The organism is Streptomyces sp. TAA040 (genome assembly GCF_000424845.1).
The window spans coordinates 140,113-161,876 of sequence record NZ_AUKR01000010.1; the positions used below are offsets into that span (position 1 = coordinate 140,113).

The 21,764-nt window shown below is 70.9% G+C and carries 22 protein-coding genes and 1 pseudogene; 13 read left to right on the forward strand and 10 right to left on the reverse strand.

The genetic code is table 11. The features are described from left to right. Nucleotides 1-28: 28 nt before the first annotated feature. Nucleotides 29-1,354 carry a YibE/F family protein gene (locus tag H300_RS0110805; protein ID WP_106966799.1) on the forward strand — a complete coding sequence of 442 codons (1,326 nt, stop codon included), beginning with the start codon at nucleotides 29-31 and terminating at the stop codon, nucleotides 1,352-1,354. A 120-nt stretch (nucleotides 1,355-1,474) separates the two neighbouring features. On the opposite strand, the gene H300_RS0110810 is transcribed toward H300_RS0110805, so the two are convergent. From H300_RS0110810 to H300_RS0110820, 3 genes are all read right to left on the reverse strand, one after another. Then, entirely contained in the window at nucleotides 1,475-1,894 is a 420-nt protein-coding gene (locus H300_RS0110810) for an SsgA family sporulation/cell division regulator (RefSeq protein WP_028427442.1), read from the reverse strand. A gap of 285 nt (nucleotides 1,895-2,179) precedes the next feature. After that, entirely contained in the window at nucleotides 2,180-2,389 is a 210-nt protein-coding gene (locus H300_RS0110815) for a DUF5326 family protein (RefSeq protein WP_028427443.1), read from the reverse strand. Between the two features lie 143 nt (nucleotides 2,390-2,532). Further along, nucleotides 2,533-2,850: a cupin domain-containing protein gene (locus H300_RS0110820; RefSeq protein ID WP_028427444.1), complete on the reverse strand. Its 318-nt coding sequence runs from the start codon at nucleotides 2,848-2,850 to the stop codon at nucleotides 2,533-2,535. 51 nt (nucleotides 2,851-2,901) lie between these two features. Here H300_RS0110820 and H300_RS0110825 point away from each other — a divergent pair, with 51 nt between their 5' ends. From H300_RS0110825 to H300_RS0110840, 4 genes are all read left to right on the forward strand, one after another. Continuing rightward, the gene (locus tag H300_RS0110825; protein WP_028427445.1) at nucleotides 2,902-3,279 is read left to right on the forward strand and encodes a phage holin family protein; all 378 of its coding nucleotides are present in this window, start codon (nucleotides 2,902-2,904) and stop codon (nucleotides 3,277-3,279) included. A gap of 87 nt (nucleotides 3,280-3,366) precedes the next feature. Further along, the gene (locus H300_RS26240; protein WP_078515894.1) at nucleotides 3,367-3,957 is read left to right on the forward strand and encodes a low molecular weight protein-tyrosine-phosphatase; all 591 of its coding nucleotides are present in this window, start codon (nucleotides 3,367-3,369) and stop codon (nucleotides 3,955-3,957) included. Then, complete coding sequence (locus H300_RS0110835; RefSeq protein WP_028427446.1) at nucleotides 3,954-5,078, forward strand: cystathionine gamma-lyase; 1,125 nt, start codon at nucleotides 3,954-3,956, stop codon at nucleotides 5,076-5,078. The genes H300_RS26240 and H300_RS0110835 overlap by 4 nt, the downstream gene beginning before the upstream one ends. A 78-nt stretch (nucleotides 5,079-5,156) precedes the next feature. Further along, nucleotides 5,157-5,684, forward strand: coding sequence for an NUDIX hydrolase (locus H300_RS0110840; RefSeq protein ID WP_037979885.1), 528 nt, complete (start codon nucleotides 5,157-5,159; stop codon nucleotides 5,682-5,684). A gap of 161 nt (nucleotides 5,685-5,845) precedes the next feature. Here the strand turns inward: H300_RS0110840 and H300_RS0110845 are convergent, their stop codons facing one another. Both H300_RS0110845 and H300_RS0110850 read right to left on the reverse strand, forming a co-directional pair. Continuing rightward, entirely contained in the window at nucleotides 5,846-6,796 is a 951-nt protein-coding gene (locus tag H300_RS0110845; protein WP_051269915.1) for a pyridoxamine 5'-phosphate oxidase family protein, read from the reverse strand. Nucleotides 6,797-6,798: 2 nt separating this feature from the next. Continuing rightward, on the reverse strand, nucleotides 6,799-8,427 hold the full coding sequence (locus H300_RS0110850) for a globin domain-containing protein (RefSeq protein WP_028427449.1): 1,629 nt from the start codon (nucleotides 8,425-8,427) through the stop codon (nucleotides 6,799-6,801). 612 nt (nucleotides 8,428-9,039) lie between these two features. Between H300_RS0110850 and H300_RS26245 the strand changes: the two are divergent. Both H300_RS26245 and H300_RS0110860 read left to right on the forward strand, forming a co-directional pair. Then, nucleotides 9,040-9,511 (forward strand): annotated as a pseudogene (locus tag H300_RS26245) (MarR family winged helix-turn-helix transcriptional regulator). A 166-nt stretch (nucleotides 9,512-9,677) separates the two neighbouring features. Further along, nucleotides 9,678-10,130, forward strand: coding sequence for a GNAT family N-acetyltransferase (locus tag H300_RS0110860; protein ID WP_028427450.1), 453 nt, complete (start codon nucleotides 9,678-9,680; stop codon nucleotides 10,128-10,130). A 40-nt stretch (nucleotides 10,131-10,170) separates the two neighbouring features. Here H300_RS0110860 and H300_RS0110865 read toward each other — a convergent pair whose 3' ends face one another. Together H300_RS0110865 and H300_RS26250 are read right to left on the reverse strand one after the other, a co-directional pair. Beyond that, the gene (locus H300_RS0110865; RefSeq protein ID WP_106966801.1) at nucleotides 10,171-11,667 is read right to left on the reverse strand and encodes a serine hydrolase domain-containing protein; all 1,497 of its coding nucleotides are present in this window, start codon (nucleotides 11,665-11,667) and stop codon (nucleotides 10,171-10,173) included. A gap of 145 nt (nucleotides 11,668-11,812) precedes the next feature. After that, nucleotides 11,813-14,551 (reverse strand): transglycosylase domain-containing protein, encoded by a 2,739-nt coding sequence (locus tag H300_RS26250; RefSeq protein ID WP_078515895.1) that lies wholly within the window; start codon nucleotides 14,549-14,551, stop codon nucleotides 11,813-11,815. A gap of 387 nt (nucleotides 14,552-14,938) precedes the next feature. Here H300_RS26250 and H300_RS0110875 point away from each other — a divergent pair, with 387 nt between their 5' ends. Then, nucleotides 14,939-15,622, forward strand: coding sequence for a PadR family transcriptional regulator (locus H300_RS0110875; RefSeq protein WP_028427452.1), 684 nt, complete (start codon nucleotides 14,939-14,941; stop codon nucleotides 15,620-15,622). Nucleotides 15,623-15,669: 47 nt separating this feature from the next. Beyond that, on the forward strand, nucleotides 15,670-16,752 hold the full coding sequence (locus H300_RS0110880) for an inositol-3-phosphate synthase (protein ID WP_028427453.1): 1,083 nt from the start codon (nucleotides 15,670-15,672) through the stop codon (nucleotides 16,750-16,752). A gap of 113 nt (nucleotides 16,753-16,865) precedes the next feature. On the opposite strand, the gene H300_RS0110885 is transcribed toward H300_RS0110880, so the two are convergent. The 3 genes from H300_RS0110885 to H300_RS0110895 form a co-directional block, all read right to left on the reverse strand. Beyond that, a complete protein-coding gene (locus tag H300_RS0110885; protein ID WP_028427454.1) occupies nucleotides 16,866-17,897 on the reverse strand; it encodes an alanine racemase in 1,032 nt (343 codons plus the stop codon). A gap of 192 nt (nucleotides 17,898-18,089) precedes the next feature. Further along, complete coding sequence (locus H300_RS0110890; protein ID WP_028427455.1) at nucleotides 18,090-19,211, reverse strand: peptidoglycan bridge formation glycyltransferase FemA/FemB family protein; 1,122 nt, start codon at nucleotides 19,209-19,211, stop codon at nucleotides 18,090-18,092. Between the two features lie 194 nt (nucleotides 19,212-19,405). Further along, nucleotides 19,406-19,729, reverse strand: a complete 324-nt coding sequence (locus H300_RS0110895; protein ID WP_028427456.1) for a hypothetical protein — start codon at nucleotides 19,727-19,729, stop codon at nucleotides 19,406-19,408. A 256-nt stretch (nucleotides 19,730-19,985) separates the two neighbouring features. Between H300_RS0110895 and rpsF the strand changes: the two genes are divergently transcribed. From rpsF to rplI, 4 genes are all read left to right on the forward strand, one after another. After that, nucleotides 19,986-20,276 carry a 30S ribosomal protein S6 gene (gene rpsF, locus H300_RS0110900; protein ID WP_028427457.1) on the forward strand — a complete coding sequence of 97 codons (291 nt, stop codon included), beginning with the start codon at nucleotides 19,986-19,988 and terminating at the stop codon, nucleotides 20,274-20,276. A 76-nt stretch (nucleotides 20,277-20,352) separates the two neighbouring features. After that, nucleotides 20,353-20,913, forward strand: coding sequence for a single-stranded DNA-binding protein (locus H300_RS0110905; RefSeq protein ID WP_028427458.1), 561 nt, complete (start codon nucleotides 20,353-20,355; stop codon nucleotides 20,911-20,913). A 45-nt stretch (nucleotides 20,914-20,958) separates the two neighbouring features. Next, nucleotides 20,959-21,195 carry a 30S ribosomal protein S18 gene (rpsR, locus tag H300_RS0110910; RefSeq protein WP_028427459.1) on the forward strand — a complete coding sequence of 79 codons (237 nt, stop codon included), beginning with the start codon at nucleotides 20,959-20,961 and terminating at the stop codon, nucleotides 21,193-21,195. A gap of 18 nt (nucleotides 21,196-21,213) precedes the next feature. Beyond that, nucleotides 21,214-21,663 carry a 50S ribosomal protein L9 gene (rplI, locus tag H300_RS0110915; protein WP_028427460.1) on the forward strand — a complete coding sequence of 150 codons (450 nt, stop codon included), beginning with the start codon at nucleotides 21,214-21,216 and terminating at the stop codon, nucleotides 21,661-21,663. Nucleotides 21,664-21,764: the final 101 nt, after the last annotated feature.

Sequence of the window (21,764 nt, forward strand, 5' to 3'; positions counted from 1 at the left end):
CGCCAGGGGGCCTTGCGATGATCGGACCGTGGACCCCTATGCGAGCAGTGAACGAAGTGACCGGCCGGACGGCTCCGAGCCCAGCCGGACGAGTGGTCACGGCCATCAGCACAGCCACCACCACGGGCCTGCGGCACCGGTGTCGCAGCACCTGCGCAGAGTCATCGGCGGGGTGCTGGTCCCCTTCGCCGCCGCGGTGGTGGCTGGGCTCATCCTGCTCTGGCCGGGCGGCGCTCCCGGCCACGAGCGGGGCGAGACCGGCGTGGGGTTCGACCGGCAGTTGGAGCAGGCCCGGGTGACCGGGATCAGCGAGGTCGACTGCGGGGATGTCAACGCCGAGCAGCAGGGCGACGGCGCCTCGGCCGGGCGGAGTTGCCTCCGCGCGACGATCGAGGTGACGAGCGGCCCGCACACCGGGCGCACGTTCACCGAGATCGTCACGCCGGACGCCACCCGGCGGCTGGCGGCCGGTCAGGAGGTCGTCGTCGCCTTCGCTCCGGACGCTCCCGAGGAACTCCAGTACAGCGTCGTGGACGTGGAACGCAGCTTCCCCATGGTGCTGCTGGCGCTGTTCTTCGCTCTGGTGGTGGTGGCGGTCGGCCGGATGCGGGGGCTGCTGGCACTGGCCGGACTGGCGATCACGTTCGCCGTGCTGACCCTGTTCATTCTCCCCGCGATACTCCAGGGCTCGAACCCGCTGCTGGTGGCGGTGGTCGGCGGCAGCGCCATCATGCTCGTGACGCTGTACCTGTGCCACGGGTTCAGCGCCCGCACCTCGGTCGCGGTGGTGGGGACTCTGGTGTCCCTGGTCCTGATCGGGGTACTGGGCTCGGTGTTCATCGACTGGGCCGAGCTCTCGGGGAACACCGACGACCAGACCGCGCTGGTGCACAGCCTCTACCCGGACATCGAGATCCGCGGCCTGCTGCTCGCCGGGGTGCTGATCGGCTCGCTCGGCGTGCTGGACGACGTGACGGTGACCCAGACCTCGGCCGTGTGGGAGCTGAAGCAGGCCGATCCCACGGTGAGTCGGCGGCGTCTGTACTCGTCGGCGATGCGGATCGGTCGGGACCACATCGCCTCGGTGGTCAACACCCTGGTGCTGGCGTACGCCGGAGCGGCGCTCCCGCTGCTGCTGCTGTTCTCGATCGCCCGCGCCGGAGTGGGCTCGGTCGCCACCAGCGAGTTGGTGGCGGAGGAGATCATCCGGACCCTCGTCGGATCGATCGGTCTCGTGGTGTCGGTTCCGGTGACCACCGGTCTGGCAGCCCTGGTGGTCTCCGCCGGCCTGGTCGGGGACGAACCGGCGAAGGCCGCGCCCGGACGCGGACGCCGCCGGCGGGCCAAGAACTGACGGCCCCCGCAGGGCGGCGGGAACGGCAGCACGGGGCAGGACGGGTCCGGTTGCGGGACGGGTGGGTGGGCGGGTCCCGGCGGGTGCGGGCGCCGGGCGGGTACGCGGCCGGACAGGCCCTCAGGGGGTCTGGCTGGCCAGGATCTTGTCCAGCTCGGCGTCGATACGCTCCGCCGAGGGCTCCTGGCCCAGCGGCACGATCCGGTCCGTCCGGTCGAGGAAGGCGACCAGCGGGGGCGCGCTCGCCCGGAACAGTGCCTGCTCCGGGCCGACCTGCAGGCGGATGTACAGATCGCCGAGGTACTCGGAGCCGACCGGGCCGATGCGGACGTCACCCTCGCCGGAGAGCCGGCTGACCCCGTCGATCAGCAGCTCCCGACCGAAGACCCAGGTCACCGGGGCGTCGCCGGGGAGAGTGAAGGTGAAACGGACCGCGTACGGGTCCCGGGCCTCGTAGACGAGTTCCACCGGGATGCGGAAGGAGAGCTCCTCCGAGGCCAGAAAGCTCATCATGACGTGCGCCTGGACCCTGTCGCTCATGTAGCTGCCCCCGGCTCTCGTAATCGACCTTGATCGGCTGCTGTGAACTGCTGAGGGAATCGTCCATCACGCCCTCACAGACCACAATGCCGGTGGGTTCAAAGTCACCCGATTGACGACGGAGGATGGTGCAACCGGTGGCTTCCGCCGGGTCGTTCCGCCGTCCGCGGAACCGGCGGGCTGCGCCGTCCGTGATCGTGTCGGCCCCGGACGGCGGTGTCCGCCACCGCCGGCGGGGCGGCGGACCGTGCCGGACACCGGACGCTCACTCGCGAAGGGCGGTCATCACTTGCTGCCGGTCGAGGCCGGCAGGAACTTGCGGACGAGATAGATCACCGCCGCGACGATCGCCGCGAACAGCAGCACGTTGAAGAGCAGCGACACCACGGTCGCGAGCACCCAGGTGACCACCTTGAAGACCAGCAGCGCGACGACGATGATGCCGACCCACTGGATCCAGGACGGCAGTGCGGCGCAGCTTTCCTTGGCTCCCATGATCATTCCCTGCTTCCGTATCGATGCGACTCGGTTTCTCCGGCGTTCCGCCTTCGATGCTAGGCGCAGCGCCGAGGCGGGGGGAGGGCCGTCGTCCCCGGTCCTCCCCTGACCGGACCCCTACGGGGGCGCCGCCGGCCCCCTCAGCTCTCCGGGGGAGAGAAGACCACCATGACCCGCAGGTCCTCCGTGATGTGGTGGAAGCGGTGCAGCACGCCCGCCGGTACGTACACCACGCTGCCCCGGGCCACGTGGGTCGTCTCCTCGCCCACGGTCAGCGAGCCCCGGCCGCTGACGACGAAGTAGACCTCGTCCTGCCGGTGCGGCGACTGGGGGTCGGTGGCACCGCGATCGAGCGCGTACAGCCCGACCGACATGTTCCGCTCCCGCAGGAACTGCAGGTACGCGCCGTTGTTCGCGGCACGTTCAGCCTCCAGCTCGTCCAGCCGGAACGACTTCATCCGTGTTGCCCCTCTGCCCCTGCGCCGCAGTTCTCTGCGACGATCCCCGTCATGAAGAATTTCCTTGTCACGACCGTTGCCAACGCCCTCGCCCTCGCGGTGGCCGTGTGGCTGCTGAACGACATCACGCTCACCAGCGCCGAGACCGGCGGCAAGACCCTCACCGTGGCTCTGGTCGCCCTGCTCTTCGGCCTGGTGAACCTGGTCGTCAAGCCGTTCGCAAAACTCGTCTCCCTCCCACTGCTGATCCTCACCCTCGGGTTGTTCGCCCTGGTGATCAACGCACTGATGCTGCTGCTCACCTCCTGGCTCGCGGACAAGCTCGACGTGGGCTTCCACGTCGAGGGCTTCGGCACCGCACTGCTGGGCGGACTGATCATCGCCATCGTCTCCTGGGCGGTGAACATGATTCTGCCCGACGAGCGCTGAGCCGGAGAGGGTTCCCGGACACCGCCCGTGGCGGGACGGCGGGGCCCGGGTGCGACCCGCCACCGGGACCTCGCGGACAATGGGGGCATGACCTCGTCCGACGCCGCTTCCCCCGCCACCTCGCCCGAGCGGGGTGACGCCGCCCCGGACGTCCGCGCACGCGCCGGGTCGCACACGCCCGCGGACCCCCGTGAGCCGTACCGGGTCTGCTTCGTCTGCACGGGCAACATCTGCCGGTCGCCGATCGCCGAGGCCGTCTGCCGGGCCCGGCTCGTCGAAGCGGGGCTCGACGACCGGGTGGCCGTGGACAGCGCCGGAACCGGCGGATGGCACACCGGGGACGGCGCGGACCCGCGGGCCTGCGCGACACTGGCCGTGGCCGGCTACCCCGAAGCGCACCGGGCCCGGCAGTTCCGGCCCGACTGGTTCGGACGCCGAGACCTGGTGGTCGCCCTGGACCGCGGCCACCTGGACGCCTTGCGCCGCATGGCGCAGGGCCCGCAGGACGCCGCGAAGGTGCGGCTGCTGCGCTCCTTCGACCCGGCCGCCGGGTCCGACCCGGACGTGCCGGACCCCTACTACGGAAGCCCGGACGGGTTCGAGGACGTGCTGGCGATGGTGGAGGCAGCGATGCCGGGACTCCTCGCCGCGGTCCGTGAGGAAGTGGAGGACCGTTGACCACCGACGGAACCAGAGCAGTGCACGCCGGACTCCCCGCAGGCGAGCCGGGCGCCCCGCCGATGCCCGGGCCGGTGTTCGCCGCCCACTACCACCTGCCCGGCGACCCGGCCGCCGCGGAGTACGCCTACGGCAGGGACGGCAACCCCACCTGGACCGCGCTGGAGAGCGCCGTCGCGGAGCTGGAGGACCCGCACGGCGCCGCGATGGCCGTGTCCTTCGCCTCCGGCATGGCCGCGATCTCCGCGGTGCTGCTCTCCCGCACCGCGCCCGGCGACCTCGTCGTTCTGCCGGACGACGGCTACAACCTGTTGAAGCCGCTCCAGGAACGCCTGGAGGGCTTCGGCGCCCGGGTGCGGACCGTCGCCACCGGCAGCCGCGCCCAGATCGACGCCGTCCGCGGTGCCTCGCTGGTGTGGCTGGAGACGCCCTCCAACCCGGGGCTGAACGTCTGCGACATCCGGGAACTGGCCGAAGCCGCCCACCGGGAGGGCGCCCTGGTCGCCGTCGACAACACGCTCGCCACCCCGCTAGGCCAGCGCCCGCTGGAGCTGGGTGCCGACTTCAGCGTCAGCAGCGGCACCAAGGCGCTGAGCGGGCACGGCGACCTGCTGCTGGGGCACGTCATCTGCCGCGACGCGGAGCTGGGCGGTGCCGTTCGGCACTGGCGGAAGATCATCGGCGCGGTGCCGGGCCCGATGGAGGCCTGGCTCGCCCATCGCAGCCTCGCGACCCTGGAGTTGCGGGTGGAGCGGCAGGCGACGAACGCGCGGGCGGTCGCCGGGGCGCTGCGGGCCCGGCCGGAGGTGACCGGCCTGCGGCACCCCGGCCTCGACGACGACCCCGCACACCCGGTCGCCGTCCGGCAGATGCGCCGCTTCGGCTGCGTCGTCTCCTTCGTGCTGCCCGACCGGGAGCACGCCGAGCGCTTTCTGGACGCCACGGAGGTGGTGCACCAGGCGACGAGCTTCGGCGGGGTGCGCAGCACAGCCGAACGCCGCGGCCGCTGGGGCGGTGACGATGTCCCCGAAGGCTTCGTCCGCCTGTCGGTCGGCGTCGAGGACGGCGCGGACCTGGTGGCCGACCTGCTCCGGGCGCTGGATCACGCGTCGGCGGCGTAGCGCCTTCCGCTCCCGCCGCGGGGGTCTCCGCGACGGGGCACAGGTTTCGGGCCGCGGCCGCCGCGGCAGATCTCTGGCATGGCCGATGAACGATCCGTGGTCAAGCGCACCGCCCGGGCGATCCTGCTCGACGGCGACGAGATGATCCTGATCAAACGCACCAAGCCGGGCCGGGAGCCGTACTGGATCACGCCGGGGGGCGGTGTGGAACCCACCGACGAGTCGGTGGTCGCCGCGCTGCACCGGGAGGTGGACGAAGAGCTCGGCGGCAAGATCGCCGACGTCGTCCCGGCCTTCGTGGACACCGTGGAGCACCCCACGGGGGCCGGGGGCCACGGTGACACCGGGGCCCCTGCGGCGGAGGCCGGGGACGTGCCGGACGGCGTCAAGGTGCAGCACTTCTTCGTCTGTCGGCTGGAGTCAATGGACGTCTCGCGGCGGCACGGGCCGGAGATGGACGAGCCCTGCGGGGAGTACGAGATCGTCCGGATCCCGTTCAGCCGCGCCGGTGTCCGCTCGGTGGAGGTGGTGCCGCCCTCCCTGCAGGACTACCTGGCCGCCAACATCGAGGGCGTACGGACCCTGCTCGCCGACGACCTGGGGTGACGCCCCGGCCGCTTCGAACCTCCCGCGCGAGGGGTGCGTGCGGTGCGTCGGCGCCTCCGGTGGTCCGTGTCTCCGGTGCTCTGCGGCTGAAGCCTCGGGGCGGGTGCCGGGGGCCGGGCCTCCCGGGCCCGCCCGCCCCGCGCGGCGCGGCAGCGCGGCTCTCAGCCGAACCAGCCGCCGAAGGGCGGTTCTTCCGTACCTCTGCTCCGCGCCTCCGCCTCGGCGAGCACCCGCTCCGCCTCCGCCCGCCAGGCCAACGGGGAGGGCTGCTCGGGCGCGGCCGGCAGCGACGGGGGCGGGGAGGTCCGGACGGGGGCCATCGGCGGGACGGCCACGGGCGCCCGCACCTCGGCGGGTTCCCGCCGGGCCGGGGGCCCGCTCCCGTCGGCGGCGTCACAGCCGGACGAGGAGAGTCCGCCGTGCGGCGCCGCCGCCCCGGTCGGGGAGGAGGCCGCGGTTTCCTCCTCCGCCCGCTCGCGGCGCCGGTCCCTGGCGACGGCGAAGAAGTCGCCGCCCTTCCGCTTGTAGTCGTCCGTCCCCCAGTCGCGCGCCGGACGCTTCGGGGCGAACTGCAGATGCGGAATGTGCTTCGCGCAGTGGATGTAGGCCTCTTCGACGGCCACCCTGACCCACAGTGCGGGCCGCCGCCCCGGCACCGGGTCGACCGCCAGGCCCGGATACTCCTCGCGCAGCACGGAGTCCTCCAGGAGCTCCGCCCGGCCGTTGATGTGCAGACCGATCCGGGCCCGGGTGAAGTCGAGGAGCATGATGCCCAGGTGCGGGTTCTCCCGCATGTTGCCCACGCTCGCGTGCACGCCGTTGCCGCGGTACTCCGGGTAGACGACCGTCTTCTCGTCGACCACCTGGAGGAAGCCGGGCGGACCGGCGCGGAAGCTGCTGTCACACTCCCCGCGCAGGTCGGACGTCGCCAGGAAGAACATCTCCTGCCGCTGGACGAACTCCTGCATCCGCACGTTGAGATGCCCCAGCATCTGTTCGCCGTAGAAGCGGTCCGCGCGGACGCTGGTGCCCAGTTGCTCCTGGACGAGGTGCTCACCGTCACTCCCGGGCCGGCCCGACGGGCCGCCGCCGTGGTGTTCCACTTCCGTCACGTTCAGTCTCCTGCTGCAACCAGCTCTTCTAGGGAATCGTGCCGTATGCGGTCCTGCGAGATGCCGGCACCCCGCAGGGCGTCGACCCCGCTGCGGATCATTGCGGGCGGACCGGACACGTATCCGTCGTACGCGCTCCAGCGACCGGCCTGCCGCACGGCGTCCGGCAGGCGCCCGGACAGACCGGTCGCGCGGATCGGGCAGCCGTCGGCCACGACCGGGCGCACCGAGAGCCAGGGGTGGCGCTCGCCGAGGCGGATCATGGTCTCCAGGTCGTAGAGGTCCCGGTCGCTCTGCGCTCCGTAGAAGACCTCCACGGGACGCGCCCTGCCGTGCTCGGCGACGTCTTCGACCATGGCCTTGATCGGGGCGATGCCGGTCCCGCCGCCCAGGCAGAGCAGGCCGTTGTCCGTGCGGTGGTCGACGGTCATCGCACCGGCCGGGGGCCCCAGCCGTACGACGTCCCCGGGGCGGGCCCGATTGACCAGGGCGCCGGAGACCCAGCCTGCCGGCACCGCCTTGACGTGGAGAGTGAGCAGCCCGTCGGAACGCGGCGCGCTGGCGAAGGAGTAGTGCCGCCACACCCGCGGCCACCAGGGCGTCTCCAACGAGGTGTACTGCCCGGCGAGGAAGGGGTACGGCTGGTCGGGCCGGACGGTCACGACAGCGATGTCGCGCGTGCGGCGCTCGTGCCCCACGATCTCCGCCTGCCACCACGCCGGCGCCACGTGCTCGTCCTCGGCGGCCGCGTCGATCATGATCTGCGAAATCGCGGTGTAGGCGCGCGCCCAGGCGGCCTCGGCCTGCGGGGACCACGACTCGGGGGCGTACCGGGTCAGCGCCCCGATGAGGGACTCGCCGACGGCCGGGTAGTGCTCGGGCCGGGTGCCGTACTTGCGGTGGCCGCGGCCGAGCCCGCTGAGGTACTCGGTGAGCACCGGCCCGTTGTCCACGTGCTGGGCGGCGGTGAGCAGGGCCTTGAAGAGCCGGTCGCGCTGGTGGTCCATAGAGGTGGGGAACAGGTCCCGCAGGTCCGGGTGGCGGACGAAGAGCATCGCGTAGAAGTAGCCGGTGGCGGTGTCGGCCACCGCCTCCAGTTCGGCCATCGTGCGCCGGATCAGCGTGGCGTCGGAGGAGGCCGGTTCGGGAGCCGGCCTCGATGCCGGAGCGGGCGGCTGCTGCCCGGCGGCGGGGGGCGGCTGCGACTCGCGGGCGGAGGGCGGCTCGGCCGGGCGGGCGTCCGGCTCGGGTCCGCGCGGTTCCGGCTCCGGACGCCGTCCGGGCGGGGGGTTCCGCCGGGGCGGCACCCGGTAGCCGCGAGGCGGCTGCCGGCTGCGCGTCGGCTGTCCGGGCGGCGGCTGGAAGGCGGGACGGGGTCCCGGCACGGAACGGGCCGCGCCCCCTCCGGGAGGGCCGGAGGCGGGCGGCTGCTGCCCGGCGGTGTGCGACTCGGGGGCGCCGGACGCCTCGCGCGCCAAGGGGCGACCAGGTTCGGTCGGCCGGGAGACGGACGTGGAGTCCGACTCGTCGCGGGGGGCCGGTGGCTGAGGATCCGGCTGGAACCAGCTCCAGTCACCACTGCTGCCGGTTTCCCCGCCGGGTATGCCGTTTCCGGCCGACGTGGTGGTCATGGTCTGCCTCGCCTTGTGCGTCTTCTGGTCGGTTGTGCACTTCCCGAGTCGAGATGTGGTCACATTCTCTTCGGTCGTGTCACGGTGTTGTCCGCCACATTCAACTGACCGGGAGGATTGCCCCGCAGCACGGCGCCGTGGCTCGTACGTGACGCGGAGTAGACCATACCGTTATCACAACCCGGCACAAGCCCCGATCGACGACCCGGGGAATTCCTCCGCACCGCCCACCCGAGGGCAATTACCCGGAGTAACCCATTCCGCCGCGCCTTCTGTTCGCGCCCGCGGTTTGATTGTCCGTACCGCCGCCGACCAGACCTCGGCGAACACACCAACCGCTCCCGACCGCGGGGAGCGAGAGGGGCCTACGACCGACGCAATCGAAAAGAACAGCGGAGCGACCTCCGCGACGCTCGGAGCGGGCAATAGTTGCACACACCTCATACGGGTAAACGCGCCATACTTCGAAACTGCTCTACGCGGGGAGCGCCGGACCGGAGTACGGCACCCGCACCGTGAACGGGCGCCCCGCGGCGGGTCCGCCACCGGCCGCGGGGCGGAACCGCCCGGCCGGCTGAACGGCGACCCCACTGCACCACCCGAGGAGCGCGGATGACCCGACCCCGGCCCGGCCCGGCCCGCGCCCAGGGCTGGGGACGCGCTGTCGACGCTGCACGGGCGCCTGGAGGCCCGCGTGGAGCGCGCGCTCCATGCCTCCCACCAACGTCAGCGTGCGCGAGTTCTCGGTGCTCAACGTGCTCAGCGAGCAGCACGGCGACGAGGGGGCCACTTCCGGATGAACCAGCTCGCCTACGCCGTGGTGCTCAGCCAGAGTGCCACCACCCGGCTGGTGAACCGTCTGGAGGAGCGCGGGCTGCTGACCCGCTCCCTCTGCCCGACCGACCGGCGAGGGATCTACGCCGGGGTCTCCGAGGCCGGGCTGGCCCGCCTCGCCGAGGCCCGGCCGACCCACGACGCCGCCCTCGGCGCGGCGCTCGACGCCGCCGCCCGCCGCCCGGAACTGGCATCGCTGGAGGCCGCCGTGCGCGCCAGGGGGCCTGACGGCACCTCGGGCCCAGCGTGACCGGGAGCGGTCCGGCACCGGGGCCGGAGCGGGTCGGCCACCGGGGCCGGGAGAGCGAGGCCCGGGCACGCAGGGCGGAGGCGCGGCGGGGCCCGTCTCCGGCCGACCGCCCTCCGGGGCGGGAGCCGAGAAACTGACGGGCTCATGCCCACCTAGAGTGGAGGGCATGAGCGACCTCACCATCCGGCCCGCCACGGCCGAGGGCCTCCCCGCCCTCGTCGCCATGCTGGCCGACGACCCGCTGGGGGCGACGCGCGAGAGCCCGAACCGGCTGGCGTCCTACCGCGCCGCGTTCGACCGGATCGACTCCGATCCACAGCAGCACCTCGTCGTCGCCGACCGGGCGGGCCGCCAGGTCGGAACCCTGCAACTGACGGTCGTCCCCGGCCTCTCCCGCCAGGGCGCGAGCCGCGCGCTGATCGAAGCCGTCCGGGTGCACACGGACGAGCGCGGCAGCGGTCTGGGCACCGAGCTCCTCACCTGGGCGGTCGAGGAGGCGCGCCGGCTCGGCTGCGCCCTGGTGCAGCTCACCACCGACGCCACCCGCATCGACGCGCACCGCTTCTACGAGCGGCTCGGCTTCGAGGCCTCGCACCTCGGCTTCAAGATGCCGCTCTGAGACCCCGCCGCCAACGCTGCCGGGCATCGCTGCGGCCCGCTCACCATCGGTCCGCACCGCCGGGAACCGGCGCCGCGGGATCGTACGGCTGCCGGGTGAAGACGAAGGTCCCCAGGTCGAGGTGGCCGACCTCTCCGTCCTCCCCGCGCACCGCCCGCAGCGTCTCCCCGGCGAAGTAGCCGTCCAGACCGCGCCAGTCGCCGCTGCCGTCCGGCGCGAAACGGGACGCCCGTCCCGCCCCGGAGAGCGGACCCAGCTCCAGTCGCCCGCCTCCCCGCAACCGCACGGCGTACGGCGCGGCCCCCCAGTACCAGGGGCCGGTGAGGTCGAGCAGCCGCCCGTCGACCGCTCCGGACGGCCGCCAGGGCTCCGGGAGCCGCGGCTCACGCTCCGCCACCAGCGACAGCAGTTCGGCCGCCAGCACCGGTGCCGACAGGCCGTTGGTCGCGTTGGCCAGCACCGCGCTGCCCAGCCCCTCCACCGCGTCCACCCAGAGGCAGGCGACGAACCCCGGCATCGAACCGGTGTGGCCCGCCAGTTCGCGTCCACCGGTGCGCAGCAGTTGCAGGCCGAGCCCGTAACCCCCGTCCCAGGAACCGGATTCGGGTGCGACCGCGGGGGTGCGCATCTCGGCGACCCCGTCCGCGCCGAGCACCCGCTCGTCACCCGCCGCCAGGAAGCCCGCGAACCGGGCCAGATCTGCGGTGGTGGACCACAGTTGCCCGGCCGGAGCCATCCGGCCCGTGTCCGCCAGCGGTTCGGGCTGCACCACGTCCGCCCACGGGTGCACCGCCCAGCCGGCCGCGTGCGGCGGCTGCGGGTGCAGCCCCGTCCGGTCCATGCCGAGCGGCTCCCACACCTCGCGGCGCAGGACCTCTCCCCACGGGGCCCCGCGCAGCTTCTCCACGAGGGCGCCCAGCAGCGCGTAGCCGGTGTTCGAGTAGTGGTGCCGGCGGCCGGCCGGGTGCCGCTGCGGCCGCTCCCCGAACAGGTCGGCGAGCTCCGGCCGCAACTCGCCGGACGTCCGCTCCCACCAGGGCCCGCGCGGTTCTGCGGCCAGGCCCGAGGTGTGGCTGAGTAGTTGGGCGACGGTTGCCCCGCCGCCGTGAGGGACGTCCAGGTGCCTGCCGAGCGGGTCCTGGAGGTCGAGGCGGCCCTCGTTCCGCAGCCGCAGCACCGCGACGGCGACGAAGCTCTTGGTGAGCGATCCGATCCGGTACTGGGTGTCCGGGTGCGGCGTCCGGCCGTCCACCTCGCCGCGTCCGGCCGACCAGACCGGCCGCCCGTCCCGCATCACGACCGCCGCGGCCGAGGGCACCCGCCCCTCGGACTGTGCGGTGGCGAGCCGGTGCAGCAGCACCCGCCGGGTCTCCGGCAGCAGTTCCTCGGGGCCCTCGGGCGGGCCGGCGGCCGGCGGAGCCCCGGGAGCCGAGGCAGGCGCGGACGGTCGAGGGCCCGGCGCCGGAGCTGCGGGGGCGAAGGACGCGTCGGCAGCGGGTGCGTCCGCGGAGGTGGGCTCGTCGGGCGGGTTGCTCATCCGCCTACTCCTACCCGGTACCGCGGGGGGACGCCACCCGGTTTCCGGTGGCGGGGCATCGTCCCGGGGAGGCGGCGGGAACGCGGAGAGCCGGGCACCACCCGCTGGGGTGCCCGGCTCTCCGCGATGCTCGACAGGGGCGGGGTCAGTCGGCTCCGCTCACCGACTGGCCCCGTCCGAAGAGAGTGCCTCCGTTGTTCTGCTCCTCGCCGTCATCGTCGCCGCCGCCACCGTTCTGGCCCTGATTGCCACCACTCTGGCCCTGGTCCTGGCCGTCGGACTCGCCGCCGGTCTGACCGTCCGTCTCACCGGGCTCACCCGTCTCACCACCGGACTGACCCTCGTTCTCGCCGCCGTCCTCGCAGGTGATGTCCCAGGGGCGGCAGGTCTCGTCCGGTGTCTCGCTGGGTTCCTCGGGCTCCGTGGGCTCCTCGGTCTCCTCCGGCTCCTCGGTCTCCTCGGTCTCCTCCGGCTCCTCCGGCTCCTCGGACGGGGTCGGGGTCGGGCTGGGCACCGACTCGGAATTCACCTTGTTGGTGATCGGCTCGGCCTTGGGGAAGTTCTCCTTCTTCTCCCCCTCCAGCGCGCCCCGCATGTACTCGGTCCACACCTCGGTGGGCAACTGGCCACCGGCGATGGCGTCCTTGCCACCCACGCCGTACATCGACAGCGGCGTTCCGTCGTCCGGGTCGGAGCGGAACATCGTGACCGAGGTGGACAGTTGCGGGGTGTACCCCACCCACCAGGCCGATTCGTTGTCGTCGGTGGTGCCGGTCTTGCCGGCCGCGGGGCGGCCCAGCTTCCTGGCCTCGGCACCGGAGCCCTGCGGGCCCTCGATGACGTTCTGCAGCACGTCGGTCACGTTGTTCGCCACCTGAGCGTCCATCGCCGTCACCCGCTTGGGCTTCTCGAAGCCCTCCAGGTCGTTGCCCTCCTTGGTCACCTTGGTGACGACGTAGGGCTCCACCTGGGTGCCGGAGGCGGCGAAGGTGGCGTACGCGTCAGCCATCCGGATCGCGCTCGGTGTCGAGGTGCCCAGCGCGAAGGAGGGGTTGAGGTTCTTGTCGATGCTCTCCTCCAGGACACCCGTCCTGATCGCGGTGTCCCGGACGACGTCCATCCCGACGTCCATGCCCAGTTGCACGAACGGGGTGTTGGCGGAGACCTCCATCGCCTTGCGCAGCGTGAGGGGGCCCCAGTCCATGTCGTTCATGTTGACCTGGCGGAACGGCTCGTTCTCGCTGTCCAGGTAGTCCGAGCCGTCCTGCTTCTTGATGACGATCTTGTTGTCGCCGTCGTACTTGCTCAGCGGGGAGATGCCCTGGCCTTCGCTGCGGTAGGTGCCGTGCTCCATCGCGGCGGCCAGCACGAAGGGCTTCCAGGTCGAACCGACCGGCACGCCGGAGGTGTTGGCGTTGTTGTTGAAGTGCCCCTGGTCGAAGCCCTCGCCGCCGTAGATCGCGACGATCTCCCCGGTGCCCGGGCGGACCGAGGCGGAGCCGAACTGGACGAAGTTGTCCACCTCGCGCTTCTCCGGGTCGAGGTTCGCCTTGCGCACTTTCTCGACCGCGGCCTCCATCTTCTCGACCTTGTCCTCCTCCAGGGTCGTGTGAATCTGGTAGCCACCCCGGTCGAACTGCTGCTTGTCCAGGGAGGTCTTGCGCAGGACCTCGTTCCGGGCAAGCGAGACCAGGTAGCCGGTCTGGCCGGTCTTGCTGGTCTGGTCGCTGCGGTCGGCCGGCATCGGGAACTCCTTGTACGTGTCCCGCTCGGACTGCGGCATCATCCCGACCTCGACCTGCCGGTCGAGCACCCAGGACCAGCGCTCCTCCGCGCGCTTCCGGTTCTCCTTGGGGGAACTGTTCGGCCCCTCGCCGCCGGCCGGGTCGTAGAGGTCCGCGCCCTTGAGGACGGTGGTGAGCAGCGCGCACTCGTCCGGGTCCAGCTCCTCGGCGTCCTTGCCGTAGTACGCCTGGGCGGCGGCCTGGATGCCGTAGGCACCCCGCCCGTAATAGCTGGTGTTCAGGTAGCCCTGCAGGATCGCGGGCTTGTCCATCTTGGAACCGACCTTGATCGAGATGAACAGTTCCTTGGCCTTGCGCGTGATCGTCTGATCCTGCGAGAGGTAAGTGTTCTTCACGTACTGCTGGGTGATCGTCGAACCACCCTGGGTCTCCCTCCCCATGGCCATGTTGACCACGGCACGGCCGATGCCCATCGGGTCGATGCCGCTGTCCTCGCGGAAGCTCTCGTTCTCGGCCGCGATGACCGCGTCCTGCATGGCCTTCGGGATCTTGCCGATGTCCACGTTCTGCCGGTTGGTCTGGCCGTCCTTGGCCATCACCGAACCGTCTTTCCAGTAGTAGACGTTGTTCTGCGCCTTGGCCGCGTCGTGCTCGTTCGGCACCTCGACCCACGCGTAGGCGACACCGGCGAGACCGAGCATCATGCCGAAGAAGGCGACGCACAGGCCGGTGACCTGCTTCCAGGACGGCATCCAGCGACGGAAGCCCTGCTTGCCCCCGCGCGGGTAGTCGATCATCCGCTTCTTGCCGGGCGGTTCCGCACGGCGCCCGCGGCCGCCCGGCGGCGGACCCTCGTCTCCGTGTCCCCCGGTGCCGTAGCCGCCGCGGCCCCTGTCGCCGCCTCCGGCGCCGCCTCCGGCGCCCTCGGCCGCGCCCGGCGATCCACTGCCGGCCGCGCGACGCCGACCGGAGCGCTGGGCCGCTCGTCGGGCCTCCGCCCGACCCCCGGGTGGCGACCCGGACGGCATGTCGTAGGAACTCGTGGCGCCTTCCGGCGGCGCGGCGCGACGGCCGGTGGCCGGCGGCTGCGCCGCACGGCGACCGCGCGACGGCGTCTGCTTGCGACGGTGCTCGCTCATGGGAACAGCTACTCCTCGGTCAGGCACCCACGCCTGAAGGCGGCAGTGTACTTCCGGTCCCCCGATGTGCGCCCTGTTCGCACATGAGAGCGCACTGCATCCAGGACACTGACGCCTACGAGCGCCACATGGTTCCCGGTGGTCTTCTGCACACACGACAGACTACGCAGTTCCGAAACCTCCCCTGACAGACATTCACGAGAAAGCAGGCAAGTTGACCACGGCGATTTCCAGATGTGAGCCCGTTCACTCCATCGCCCCGCGGGCCGCCTCTTGCCCGCGGGGGATCCGCGTTCTATCGTCTGGATGTATCGATTCGATACATCGTCTCGACACAACGGACGGATCGGCAGCGCGTCCCGGCAGAAGGAAGGGGTGAGGAACGCCATGAGCAGACGTTCCGGAATCCTGGAGTTCGCCGTTCTCGGGCTGCTGAGAGAAGCCCCCATGCACGGGTACGAGCTGCGCAAACGGCTCAACACCTCGCTGGGGGTCTTCCGCGCGTTCAGCTACGGCTCGCTCTACCCCTGCCTCAAGGGGCTGGTTCAGCAGGGGTGGATTGCCGAGGAACAGAGCGGATCGAGCGAGGAGACCCTCGCCCCGCTGTCCGGCCGCCGAGCGCGCATCGTCTACCGGCTGACCGCGGACGGCAAGGAGCACTTCGAGGAGCTGCTCGACCGCACCGGGCCGGAGTCCTGGGAGGACGAGCACTTCGGCGTCCGGTTCGCGTTCTTCGGTCAGACCTCGCGCGACGTACGGATGCGGGTGCTGGAGGGACGACGCAGTCGGCTGGAGGAACGGCTGGACAAGATGCGTGCCTCCCTCGCCCGCACCCGCGAACGACTGGACGACTACACCCTCGAACTTCAGCGCCACGGCATGGAATCCGTGGAGCGGGAGGTCCGCTGGCTCAACGAGCTCATCGAGAGCGAGCGGGCCGGACAGGACCGGCGCGTGGCCCGCGAGGAGCAGGACACCGCGGACCGTGCACCGGAACCACGTCACCAGCAAGATCAGGACGGTCGGCCCCGGGATTCCTCCCGGCCGGATCCGTCCGATGAGACCACCTGAGGAATCCGCGCTTGCGGGCCTCTTCGAGAACACAGGGAGCAACCGGAATGGGTTCGGTTCGCGTAGCCATCGTCGGCGTGGGCAACTGCGCCGCCTCGCTGGTGCAGGGCGTCGAGTACTACAAGGACGCTGACCCGGACAGCCGGGTCCCGGGTCTGATGCACGTGCAGTTCGGCGACTACCACATCTCGGACATCGAGTTCGTGGCCGCCTTCGACGTCGACACCAAGAAGGTCGGCCTCGATCTCGCGGACGCCATCGGCGCCAGCGAGAACAACACCATCAAGATCTGCGATGTGCCGAACACCGGAGTGTCGGTCCAGCGCGGTCACACCTACGACGGTCTGGGCAAGTACTACCGCGAGACCATCGAGGAGTCGCCCGACGCTCCGGTCGACATGGTGAAGGCGCTCAAGGACACCCAGGCCGATGTCCTCGTCTGCTACCTCCCGGTGGGTTCCCAGACTGCGGTGGAGTTCTACGCGCAGGTCGCGATCGACGCGGGGGTCGCCTTCGTCAACGCGCTACCGGTCTTCATCGCCGGCACCAAGGAGTGGGCGGACAAGTTCACCGAGGCCGGGGTCCCGATCGTCGGTGACGACATCAAGTCCCAGGTGGGCGCGACCATCACGCACCGGGTGATGGCGAAGCTGTTCGAGGACCGCGGTGTCATCCTGGACCGCACCATGCAGCTGAACGTCGGCGGCAACATGGACTTCAAGAACATGCTGGAGCGGGACCGGCTGGAGTCCAAGAAGATCTCCAAGACGCAGGCGGTCACCTCGCAGATCCGCGACCGTGACATGGGCGCCGACAACGTGCACATCGGCCCGTCCGACTACGTGGCCTGGCTCGACGACCGCAAGTGGGCCTACGTCCGCCTGGAGGGCCGCGCGTTCGGCGACGTGCCGCTGAACCTGGAGTACAAACTGGAGGTGTGGGACTCCCCCAACTCCGCGGGTGTCATCATCGACGCCCTCCGCGCGGCCAAGATCGCCAAGGACCGGGGCATCGGGGGCCCGATCCTCTCGGCGTCCTCGTACTTCATGAAGTCCCCGCCGGTGCAGTACTTCGACGACGAGGCGCACCTCAACGTCGAGAAGTTCATCCGCGGCGAGCTGGACGGCTGAGTCGGCAAGCTCAGCGGAGGGGGTCGTGTTTCACGTGAAACACGACCCCCTCCGCTGGGACCGTGGCCGGCCCGAGTCAGCCGACCCGAGCCCGGAGCCGCGGCTGGTCGGGCTCAGCGGTCGAGCATCCGGTCGACCTGGGTGGTGGTGTGCCTCAGTTGCGCCACCAGTTCGTCCCCCACCTGAGGCTCCGGGGCCTCCTCGGGCACGAAGAGGATGGAGACCTGCATGTGCGGCGGCTCCGCAAACCACCGCTGCTTGCCGCCCCACATGAACGGCGACAGGTTCCGGTTGACGGTCGCCAGCCCGGCTCGCGCCACCCCCTTGGCCCGGGACGTCATCCCGTGCAGCGCCTTGGGCGCCTCCAGACCGACGCCGTGCGAAGTGCCGCCCGCCACGACGGCCAGCCAGCCGTCGCCGGCCACCTTCTGCTGGCGATAGCCGAAACGGTCTCCCCGCTCCACGCGGGTCACGTCCAGCACGGCACCGCGGTACTCGGTGGCCTTGTGGTCACCGAGCCAGAGGTGCGTCCCGATGCGCGCCCGGAAGCGGGTCTGCGGAAACTGCTGCTGCAACCGTGCGAACTCGTCCGCCTGGAGATGGCTGACGAACATGGTGTCCAGCGGCAGCCGCGCCGCGCGCAGCCGGTCCATCCATGCGATGACCTCGTCCACCGCGTCCGAACCGTCCGTGCGGTCCAACGGCAGGTGGATCGCGAAGCCCTCCAGACGCACGTCGGCGATCGCCGCCGGCAACCGCCGAAGGTCCTCCTCGGTGACACCGTGCCGCTTCATGCTGCTCATCACCTCAATGACCACACGAGCTCCCACGAGGGCCTCCACCCCGTCCACCGAGGAGACCGAGCGAATCGCCCGGTCCGGCAGCGGCACCGGCTCCTCGCCCCGGCGGAAAGGCGTCAGCACCAGGAGGTCGCCACTGAAGTAGTCCTTCATCCGGGCTGCTTCGTACGTCGTCCCCACAGCCACGATGTCGGAGTCGAAGCGGGTGACCTCCTCGGCCAGGCGCTGGTGACCGAAGCCGTACCCGTTGCCCTTGCAGACCGGGACGAGACCGGGAAATTGCTTGATCACCGACTGCTGGTGCGCCCGCCAGCGATCGGTGTCGACGTAGAGGGAGAGCGCCATGGCCGGTTGGGAACCTTTCTCGTGGTGCGGGCCCGAAGGGGGCAGTTCATGTCAGGGAAGGTAGTGGCAGGAGCGGCATTCCCGTGCCGCAACCGCCGTACCGGACCAGGAGGGGCCGGGCCCCGGGAGCAGCGCCGGAGTCGGGCGTGACAGGACGCGGAGCCCCGTGGCCGGAGCACCCCGTCGGCCCGCTCAGCGACGGGACATATACATGTCGAGCGCCTTGTGGAGCAGTTTGTTCAGCGGGAAGTCCCACTCGCCGATGTACTCGGCGGCCTCGCCCCCAGTACCCACCTTGAACTGGATCAGGCCGAACAGATGGTCGCTGTCGTCCAGCGAGTCCGAGATGCCCCGGAGGTCGTACACGCTCGCGCCGAGCGCGTAGGCGTCCTGGAGCATCCGCCACTGCATGGCGTTCGACGGCCGCACCTCGCGCTTGTGGTTCGCCGAGGCGCCGTAGGAGTACCAGACGTGGCCACCGACGATCAACATCGTCGCCGCCGCGACCGCCTCGCCCTCGTGGCGGGCGAAGTACAACCGCATCCGGTTGGGGTCCTCGGCGTTCAGCGCTTTCCACATCCGCTCGAAGTAACCCTGCGGACGCGGACGGAAGTGGTCGCGCTCAGCCGTGATCTCGTACAGGCGCTGCCACTCGGCCAGGTCGTCGTAGCCGCCCTGCACGACCTCGACCCCCGCCTTCTCGGCCTTCTTGATGTTGCGCCGCCAGAGCTGGTTGAACCCCTTGTGGACCTCGTCCAGCGACCGGCCCTCCAGTGGCACCTGGAAGACGAAGCGGGGCTGGACGTCGCCGAAACCGGCCCCGCCGTCCTCGCCCTGCTGCCATCCCATCCGGCGCAGCCGGTCGGCGACCTCAAAGGCCCGGGGCTCGATGACGCTGGCCTCCACGTCGCGGAGACGCTTCACCTCCGGATCCTGGATGCCCTTCTTGATCGCGGCAGCGTTCCAGCGCCGGATGACGACCGGCGGGCCCATCTTCACCGAGAACGCGCCCTGCGCCTTCACGTGCGCGAGCATCGGGCGCAGCCAGTCCTCCAGATTCGGCGAGTGCCAGTTGATGACCGGGCCCTCGGGCAGGTAGGCCAGGTACCGCTTGACCTTCGGGAGCTGCCGGTAGAGAACCAGCCCGGCTCCGACGATCTCCCCGCTGGCGTCGTCGAACCAGCCGAGGTTCTCCGATCGCCACTCGGCCTTCACGTCCGACCACGCCGGCACCTGGCAGTGGCTCGCCGACGGCAGGCTCTGGATATACGCCAGATGCTGCTCGCGGCTGATGGTCCTCAGGGTCAGGCTCATGCGGGGCGCTCCTCCGGCGTACTTCGCAAGGGTCTGCGCGAAGCCTACTGGGCCGTCGGGCCACCCCCGGTGGCGCCGTACCCCGGTGACCCGCCGCACCTGCCGGGCCGGACGGACGCAACGCTGTTCCGGCCCGCCGATCCCGCCCGGGGCGGAGTCCGCTCGCGGCGGAGGCGCTCGACGGGTCCGAGCGGTCAGCCGATCAGTCCGCCGAAGAGGCCGCCCCGGGCCATGCCGAGGTAGAAACCGATCCCCGCCGCGCCCAGACCGACCACGAGCAGGAAGCGCTCCGCCGTCGTCTCGGAGATCATCTGGCCCCACAGTCCGGCGGCGAGGCCGAGCAGCCCGGTCCAGGAGGCCACCAGATGGAGGCCGGGGAAGAAACCGCAGACCAGAGCCGCCAGCCCCAGCAGCACGGCGGCACCAGCGAGGCCGTTCTGCAACGGATGGGCCCGCCCGTCCGTGTTGAGCAGGGAGAGCAAGCCGTCCTGCCGGGCGGTTCGTACGGTCCGTGCCATGGAGCACCTCCTGTCGGAGGCGGCGCGAGGGCGCCGCCACTCACACCCGATGTGTCCAGATTGCGCCGTTTCACGGCTGGATTTCAAGCGGAAGGGTCAGTACGGGTAGTCTGTACGGTCTGCACCGGTGTCTGTCCTGCCCCTGACCGGCGAAGCCGACCGATTGTCAGTGGTGACGGATACCGTTGTTCACGCATCACAACCCTCCTGCCACGGATCGACCGTGGCCGCTGAGTCCAAAGGAGGTGGGTTCCACATGCGTCATTACGAGGTCATGGTCATCCTCGACCCCGATGTCGAGGAGCGCGCTGTCTCCCCGCTGATCGAGAACTTCCTCGCTGTTGTCCGTGAGGGCAAGGGCAAGGTCGAGAAGGTCGACACCTGGGGCCGCCGTCGCCTCTCCTACGAGATCAACAAGAAGCCCGAGGGCATCTACTCGGTCATCGACCTGCAGGCGGAGCCTGCGGTCGTCAAGGAGCTCGACCGCCAGATGAACCTGAACGAGTCGGTCCTCCGGACCAAGGTCCTCCGTCCTTCCACCCACTGAGCCGCACCGGTTCGGCAGTGAAGGACCCGAGTAGCAGCACCACCGCGCACCAGCACACCCGCCGAGAGGTACACCCATGGCAGGCGAGACCGTCATCACGGTAGTCGGCAATCTGGTCGACGACCCCGAGCTGCGCTTCACCCCCTCCGGTGCGGCGGTCGCGAAGTTCCGCGTCGCGTCCACTCCCCGTATGTTCGACCGGCAGACCAACGAGTGGAAGGACGGCGAGAGCCTGTTCCTGACCTGCTCGGTCTGGCGCCAGGCTGCGGAGAACGTCGCCGAGTCCCTCACCCGGGGAACCCGCGTCGTCGTGCAGGGCCGCCTCAAGCAGCGGTCGTACGAGGACCGCGAGGGCATCAAGCGCACGGTCTACGAGCTGGACGTCGACGAGGTCGGCGCCAGCCTGCGCAACGCCACGGCCAAGGTCACCAAGACCACCGGTCGCGGCGGCGGCCAGCAGGGTGGTGGCAACTGGGGCGGCGGCTCCAGCGGCGGCCAGCAGGGCGGTGGCGGTGCTCCCGCAGCCGACCCGTGGGCCACCGGCGCTCCCGCCGGTGGCGGCGGCCAGCAGGGTGGTGGCGGCTGGGGCGGAAGCTCCGGCGGCGCCGGCGGCTACTCGGACGAGCCGCCCTTCTGAGGGACGCGCTCGGCACACACTTGATCACGTCAACGGAGAGAGACAATGGCGAAGCCGCCTGCTCGCAAGCCCAAGAAGAAGGTTTGCGTGTTCTGCAAGGAGAAGATCTCCTATGTGGACTACAAGGACACGAACCTCCTGCGGAAGTTCATTTCCGACCGCGGGAAGATCCGTGCCCGCCGGGTCACCGGCAACTGCACCCAGCACCAGCGGGACGTCGCCACGGCCGTGAAGAACAGCCGCGAGGTCGCCCTGCTGCCCTACACGTCCACCGCGCGATAAGGGAGGGGTGACCGAACCATGAAGATCATCCTGACCAATGAGGTCTCCGGCCTCGGCATCGCCGGCGACGTCGTCGAGGTCCGTGACGGGTACGCCCGCAACTACCTGCTGCCCCGCGGTTTCGCGATCCGCTGGACCAAGGGCGGCGAGAAGGACGTGGCGCAGATCCGCCGCGGCCGCAAGATCCGTGAGATCGCGACCATCGAGCAGGCCAACGACATCAAGGGCCAGCTCGAAGGCACCAAGGTGCGGCTCAAGGTCCGCGCCGGAGAAGGCGGCCGGCTCTTCGGCTCCGTCACCCCCGCCGACATCGCCGGTGCGGTGAAGTCGGCCGGTGGTCCGGACGTGGACAAGCGCCGCATCGAGCTCGGCAAGCCGATCAAGTCCCTCGGCGCGCACGAGGTCTCGGTCCGGCTGCACTCCGAGGTCACCGCCAAGGTCGGCATCGAGGTCCAGCCGGGCGGCTGAGCCCCACCGCCTGCCGCGGCACGGCACACACGGCAGGGGCCGCATCCCGCCCGGGGTGCGGCCCCTGCTGCTGCCTCCCCCGGGCACGTCACTCACGGGCC